Below are 7542 nucleotides of genomic sequence, written 5' to 3'. Positions count from 1 at the left end.
CGATAAGCTTCGGGTGCAAAGCCATCAAACAGCTGATCGTAAACCGGGTTTACCGCAACCAGCTGACCCTGCAAATGGGTTGAAAGTTCGGTAATTTCCAGTCCTGCGGCATTTACAATACCTTTTATTTCATCGGCGTAAGTTTTACTTTCCGCTGCTTTCTGTAGGTCAATGAAACGGGCATCAAGCGTTGGTAGCTGAACGCCTTTGTAACCCAATCCTGCCGCCCACCGGCAAATTGAATCAAGGCTGTTAAACGGGGCTGTATCGCCTATAAATTGCGCTAAAAATATTGCCGGTCCTTTAATGGTTGTCATATTATTTATATCGGTTATATCATTAACTGTCATAATTACAGATTTTATAAACGCTAATAGTTAGACAAAGCCTTTATTAAACCCGTAAGAACAAATCTATTGTGCGGCTTGGTTAATGAATTGCCGCTGATTACCCTGTTTTTGAAAATAATTACCTTTTTAGGACATTTATGTAACGATAAAAACGCCTCAAAAATTTGGTTTACCTGTTTAAACTGATTATCTTTAATAGCCATACCAATTAACCCTAAAAGCGCTCTATCGAGCAATAGCATGAAACTGTTAAGGACTGAAATAACTCCATTCATCGATGATATTATGTACGTCGATTTAAGGGACCAGCCGTTTTTATGGTCCCCTTTTCACTCCCAGCCTACATTTCATTCCCATCCTGAACTTGAACTCGTTTTTATAATTGAGGGATTTGGTAAACGGATCATCGGCAATAAGGTTGAGCCTTTTGAGCCGGGAGATATGGTATTTATGGGGCCAAACCTGTCACACGTATGGCTGAGCGATCCGGCTTTTTACGAAGAGGGTTCCATGCTTCAATCCAAAGCTATAGTGGTGTACTTTAATCCCAAAACTTTAATAAAAGCATTTGATGCTATCAAGGAATTTCAAAGTATCCGCGACATGATCCAGCAATCTTCAAGAGGGATTAGGATATTCGGAGAAACCAGGGATATCATAGCTGATAAATTGACAGCGCTCTCCAAAAAAACAGGCTATGAAAAAGTAGTGGGCCTACTCGGAATTATGAATCTTATTGCAATTTCATCTGATAAATATTTTATAGATGATGATAAAAACGATTATCATGATGATCTTCGCCCGGATAAATTGATTGAGGTTATTAACTATATTAAAGAAAACCTGAGTAAACCAATCTCGTTAAGCCAGGTTGCCAATATAGCCGGGATGACCGAACAGAGCTTCTGCCGTTTTTTTAAAAAGAGGACGAAAAAGAACTATTCACAATACCTTAACGATTTGAGGATTACCCAGGCAAAGGAACTGCTGGTTCAAACAGATCGGTCCATTGGTGATATCGCCTATCTTTGTGGTTATAATTCCGATTCGCATTTTTGCAGGATATTCAAAGAACTCGTTGGTGAAAGTCCGTTCAAATACAAGGCTATCATGTCTGACAGAAAACCATCAGGTTATAATATTTAACCCCAAAATGTAACGGCATCAACCGGTACACTCATCAACCAAATACAAAATAGACTCGTAGTTTTTGTTTACTGCCTGTGACATAGCCATTTCACAAGTTTTTGCAGAAGAATAATAACCATCAAATTCATTTCTCTTTACCTCTGCCGCCTCGGCGAAAGTAGCAGATGCGGTAAGCTCAGGAAATAAAAAACCCCTATCACCTGCCATTCCACAACAGCCTGTATGAAGTGGAACTATAACTTGATCTGCGAACGATTCAGCAATTTTTAGAAATTTATCCTGAGTTTTCAGTTTCTGCAGTGTGCAAGCGCTGTGCAGGACAACTTTTTCCTTTTTCTTTAACGCAGATAATTTCAAACCGGGTAAAACGGTATCACATAAATAATCAACGCTATCAACAATCTTCAACAAATCGAATTTTTGCTGGTTATCCGGAGAAAGCGCCGGGCGCAATTGATGTAAGGTGTGCGCGCATGAACTTACATCTGTAACGATCATATATTTACCGTTATCCGAACTATTCCATAAACGGTCCACTATTCTGTTTGCTGTAATTTGATAGGCCTTTTTAAACCCTTTTGAAGAAAATATCTGACCGCAACAACTACCTGCAATTTGATCGCTGATAACAACCTGAATATTTGCTTTTTTTGAAACGTTTAAAAAAGTTTCCATTATGTTTAGTCCACCAACGGATGATGATCCGAGCACACGCGAGATACAGCTGGGAAAATACACGATAGTTTGGAAGCTGGAGTTATGATTAATCTTCTGCTTCTTCAAAACCGAAAGATCTGGAGGGGGTAGGATTTGCTCCGTCCATAAAGGAAAATCAGGCAAAATGCCACGTATGCCGGTCGTCATTTTAGTCATCGTTTTAGGGCCTCCTAAGTGATTTAGAAAAGAACCGGATTTGAGTGCTAATCTTGCCCCAAATTCTACCAATCTGAAATTCTTCGCCACAGTGTTTGCAATAAAATTCCCGGTTGCCGAGTGGCTCTCTCTTCTTAACCGCTTAACCAACTCACCGGTGTTAATATCCACCGGGCAGGCCCCTGCACAAAGTCCGTCAACGGCGCAGGTTTCCATACCATCATATTTATAGTCTTTAACTAAAGTCTTGTATTCTTTTTGCCGACCCTGGTTTTTCAATTGTACCATCGCCCGTCTGACAACGATTCTTTGTCTGGGCGTAAGTGTTAATGCCCGGCTTGGACACTTATGCTCACAAAAACCGCATTCGATACATTTATCAACTTCCTCTTCAACAACCGGCAGCACTTTAAGATCTTTAATGTGCACATCGGCATCCGCGTTTATGATTACACCCGGGTTAAGCAGGTTCAACGGATCAGCGGCGGCTTTGATGCGTTTCATAATTTGATAGGCATCTTTGCCCCATTCTGTTTGCACGAATGGCGCCATATTGCGGCCGGTACCATGCTCTGCTTTTAACGAGCCATTATACTTATCAATAACGAGGACAACCACTTCACGTAAAAACTGATCATACCTGTTTATTTCGGTTTCGTTGTTAAACGCCTGGCTCACTACAAAATGAATGTTACCATCTTTTGCATGGCCAAATATGATCGCATTTTCGTAGTTATACTTTTTAAACAATTTCTGCAGATCCAGGATCGCGTCACCAAGCTGCGCCACCGGAAAGACAATATCTTCGAGAATAACCGTTGTGCCTTGCGCCCTTATTGCGCCAACTGCAGGAAAAAGCCCTTTACGAACTTTCCATAAGAAATCTCTCTGCTGAAAATTGGTGCTGAAAATTGGTTCCTTTAAAAAATGCTGATTAGCTGCTACCGTCAGAAAACTACTTACCAAATAATTCAGATGAGCTAAATCATCATCTTGAAATTCAACCAGCAACGCAGCGGCGCTCTCGGGCAGTGTACGGATAAAAGGATCAATCCCCTCCATATTTTCGATTGACCGAAGCGAAGCCCGATCCATAAGTTCTACCATTTCGGCACCTGCCTGGGTTAGTGGGATGATAAGCTGACATGCCGCGTAAATATCCCTGAAGTACAATAAAGCGGTTGATTTGTAAAGCCTGTCTGGGACAGTTTCCAAAATAGCTTCAGCAATAAAAGCCAGTGTGCCTTCGCCACCTACAAGTAGGTGCGCAAAAATATCCAGGGGATGCGTATAGTCAATAAAGGCATTTAAAGAATATCCTACCGTATTTTTGGTTTGATATTTATTTCTGATCAGCTCATAAAGCTCCCGATCAAAGCTTATCTGCTGCTTAATTTGAGATAATTCTGAGGCAAGGCTTGAACACTCCAGCTCAAAACGACTATAATCTGCCGGATTTTCAGTAGAGAACACTTTACCCGAGGTTAATATAAACCGGATATGTTTTGTAGTGTGATAAGAATTATGTTTTACACCACAACACATACCACTGGCATTGTTTGAAATTATTCCGCCCATCATAGCGGCATTGATGCTTGATGGGTCGGGTCCTATCTTGCGGCCAAACTTTTTGAGATAGGCATTTGCCATCGCCCCCGTAATTGCCGGTTGAACCCGGATAGTGTGCCCTTCATTTTCAACATAATGGCGGGTCCAGTACTGGCTCAAATCAACCAATATACCATCTGTAATTGACTGACCTGAAAGACTGGTTCCTCCTCCCCTAAACACAATCGGAACACTTTGTTCGCGAGAAAATTTAAAAAGTGCCGCAATTTCTTCCTCATTGATGGGTTGTACTACTGCTCTCGGAAGCAAATAATAAAACCCAGCATCTGAGGCATAGGCGATCCGGTCGATTAATCTTGACTTTACCCGGTCTTTACTTAATAATTCTGTTAACGAAGTATGAAGGTTGTTATTTCCCATCTCGGCTTATGCAAATCGTCTATTTGGCTGTAATCTGGTTTACGTAATCAACAGCTGCTTTTACATCCTTCGTATTGTTATCCATGTTATGCTCGCACTCCACTTCAATTATTCCTTTGAAATTCTGGCGTTTAAGTTCTTTTACAATACCTTCAAAATCGATGATTCCGTTACCGGGAATAACATCATTATGCGCCTTATCAACGTCCTTAAGGTGTAAACCGATAATATGTCCGTCTAAAATTTTAAGACATTTAACTGGGTCCAGTCCGCTGTTTGTCCAATGTCCAATATCGGCGCAGGCACCTATATTTGGATGCCCTTTTGCAATAGAAAGAACAGAATCCGGGTGCCAGTACGGGCTTGGCTGTATGTGGTCATGAATAGCAACTTTTATGTGATAAGCACCGGCCAGGCTATCAATCATATCCCATTGTTTTTTACCGGGTTCGCATACCAGGTATTGCAGGTTGAGTTCACGCGCAAGATCAAAATATTTTTTCCACCCGGCCAGGTTATCGGCACCGCCTGCATACATGGATGCCATTACCAGGTGTTTTTTACGGAGCATAGCTTTCATTACCGCGACGCTGTTTTTATCAAGCCCGTCCATGGTGATATCTCCAAAGCCCTCACCCAATTTATGAAAAGAAAATCCTTCAACATATTTTACGCCGCAACTGTCGGCCATATCAAGCGATTTTTTGAATGAATGATGATTAAAGGAATACAAGGCCACGCCCATTTTAAAGCCGGCCGATGAAAACAGATCGCCGGGGTTCTTTTGCACAGCCGGTAAATATTGGAAGGCCATTATAACTAAAGGAAACAGAATTAATAATGGAATAAATTTGATATTTCTTTTCATAATTTGGTTTGATAAGTATTGTTAATACAGCGCCTCCCGTTTACACTTTGGATAGGCAATGGTTAAATTGATATTCTTGATAAACGGGATTATTTATTTATCGGGTAAGGTAAACGCAACATAAGCGTCACTTGATTTGCCGCCCCATTTCGATCCGCCGCACGCTATTACTATATATTGTTTACCGTTTACCTCATAAACAGCAGGCGTTGCTACGCCAGGAGCAGGAAGCTCTGTTTCCCATATTGTTTTTCCTGTTTTCTTATTTATTGCCCTGAACTTACCATCTGCCGATGCACCAATAAAAATCACCCCGCCCGCTGTAACTACAGGGCCGCCATAATTTTCGCGGCCCGTGGTAGGAATCCCTTTTTTCTTTAATTCCTCAAACTCACCGAACGGTACCTGCCATTTATATTTCCCAGTATTAAGGTCAATTGCACTGATGGTACCCCATGGCGGACTTAACGCAGGGTAGCCCTCCTTGGTAAGGAATTTATTATATCCGGTGAAGCTGTATGATGGTTTTGATTTGTTATCATTTTTGATTGCGGTTCCGGTATATGGGTTTTCCTGTTCTGCTTTCTGGTTAAGAACAAATGAACCGATGGCGACTTTTTCGGCCTTGCTGAGTTGAGCAAAGCCGGGCATCATCCGCCTTCCGGTTGACAATAATTCACTAAACTGGGCAAACTTATATTTCCTCTCTACACCAATCAACGAAGGATAATCTCCCGAACCCAGGCGCTCCGGACCATGACAGCCCATACAGTTTTTGTGATAAAGCACAACACCGGCCTGCAGGTTAGTCATTGATTTTTTGTTATCGGATTTTTCTTTAACAAGGTTTAATACCCAGGCCATTTCATTGGCATTTACATAAAGGATATTCGTTTCCGGATCAACCGCCGGGCCTCCCCATTCTCCCCCGCCATCATAGCCGGGCAAAATGATAGTTCCTTTTTCTGTTGGAGGTGTAAAAATCCCCTGTGAGCGGTAGGTTTTGAACCGCCTTTTAATATCCTGATAAGAAGAATCGCCAACTACGTTATTCAGATCATTTTCAGTCATGCGCTGTCTTACAAATGGTTTTGGTAAAACGGGAAACGGTTGCGTAGGACTCAGCTTTTCGCCTAAAACCGCACCATTTATTGGTACAGGTTTCTCTTTTATTGGAAATAGAGGCTTACCTGTAATACGATCAAAAACAAAAACGAAACCTGATTTGGTTGTTTGCACCACCGCATCGATCTTCTTACCGTTCCTGGGGATAGTTACAAGAACCGGGGCACTGGATATATCCATATCCCATACGTCATGATGTACGGTTTGAAAGTGCCATTTTAGTTTTCCGGTGGCAGCATCCAAGGCTAATAAACAGTTCCCGAATAGGCCTTTTCCCCATCTGTCACCGCCATAAAAGTCATTGGTAGGGCTGCCTACGCCTGCAAATAGAAGACCTCTTTTGCTGTCAAGACTAAATCCCGACCAAGCATTGGTAGAGCCCATTCGCTTGTAAGCAGTTTTATCATCCCAGGAAGTATATCCAGCTTCTCCCGGATATGGGATAGTGTGAAAGATCCATTTCTGTTTTCCTGTTCTTACGTCAAAGCCGCGGATATGCCCGGGCGTTGTTTCACTCACTAAACCACTGGTGATAAAAAGGTTTTTGTAAATGATCACCGGCGAAGTTGGCGAAATGGAAACACTCTTTTCGTCGCGGCCGAGGCCTTTTCTCAAATCTACGCCACCATTTAAACCAAAACCAGGGATTAGTTTACCGGTTTCTGCGTTAACTGCAAAGGCGATAGGGCCAACTGTATAAATTATACGCCTGTCATCACCATCTGCCCAGTAGGCTACTCCCCTGTTCATATTAACGCTATTTCTTGCCCATGTTTTATTACCGCTGGTGTCGGCCGGATCGAAATGCCACTTTTCCTTGCCGGTAGCAGCATCTACTGCAAATAGTTTTAAACGTGGCGAAACCCCAAACAAAGTATTATTCACAATAATTGGATTACATTCCATCGGACCATATTTGGACTGATCTTCGTTTTCGGAATGATACACCCAGGCTACTTTCAATTGATTAACATTTGAAGTATCTATTTGCTTAAGATCAGAATATTTGACATTATCCCCGCTGCCCCCATAAATTTTCCAGTCGGAATATTTCCGTTCTGCGAGATAAACTGCCGATGTTAAAATTGCGACGGAAAGGGTTACCGAGAGCAATAGTTTAGTTTTTTTGATTACCATTTGAATAACAATTAATATAATTAATACCTGTCCTTTTTCCGGAAATGCACC

The 7542-nt window shown here is 41.9% G+C and carries 4 protein-coding genes and 1 pseudogene; 1 reads left to right on the top strand and 4 read right to left on the bottom strand.

The window, feature by feature from the left end:
• Positions 1-317: pseudogene (locus BLS59_RS28315) on the bottom strand (sugar phosphate isomerase/epimerase); the annotation flags it as partial.
• A gap of 273 nt (positions 318-590) precedes the next feature.
• Between BLS59_RS28315 and BLS59_RS28305 the strand changes: the two are divergent.
• Complete coding sequence (locus BLS59_RS28305) at positions 591-1496, top strand: AraC family transcriptional regulator (protein ID WP_091156339.1); 906 nt, start codon at positions 591-593, stop codon at positions 1494-1496.
• 18 nt (positions 1497-1514) lie between these two features.
• Here BLS59_RS28305 and BLS59_RS28300 read toward each other — a convergent pair whose 3' ends face one another.
• The 3 genes from BLS59_RS28300 to BLS59_RS28290 form a co-directional block, all read right to left on the bottom strand.
• Positions 1515-4361 (bottom strand): FAD-binding and (Fe-S)-binding domain-containing protein, encoded by a 2847-nt coding sequence (locus BLS59_RS28300; protein WP_091156337.1) that lies wholly within the window; start codon positions 4359-4361, stop codon positions 1515-1517.
• Positions 4362-4380: 19 nt separating this feature from the next.
• A complete protein-coding gene (locus BLS59_RS28295) occupies positions 4381-5229 on the bottom strand; it encodes a sugar phosphate isomerase/epimerase family protein (RefSeq protein WP_091156335.1) in 849 nt (282 codons plus the stop codon).
• A gap of 93 nt (positions 5230-5322) precedes the next feature.
• A complete protein-coding gene (locus BLS59_RS28290; protein WP_091156333.1) occupies positions 5323-7491 on the bottom strand; it encodes an outer membrane protein assembly factor BamB family protein in 2169 nt (722 codons plus the stop codon).
• Between the last annotated feature and the right edge of the window lie 51 nt (positions 7492-7542).

The sequence above is a fragment of the Mucilaginibacter pineti genome, assembly GCF_900101875.1.
GTDB classification, from domain to species: Bacteria; Bacteroidota; Bacteroidia; order Sphingobacteriales; family Sphingobacteriaceae; genus Mucilaginibacter; species Mucilaginibacter pineti.
Note: the sequence above shows the minus strand (reverse complement) of the source record. Positions and strands in the feature narration are given on the sequence as shown.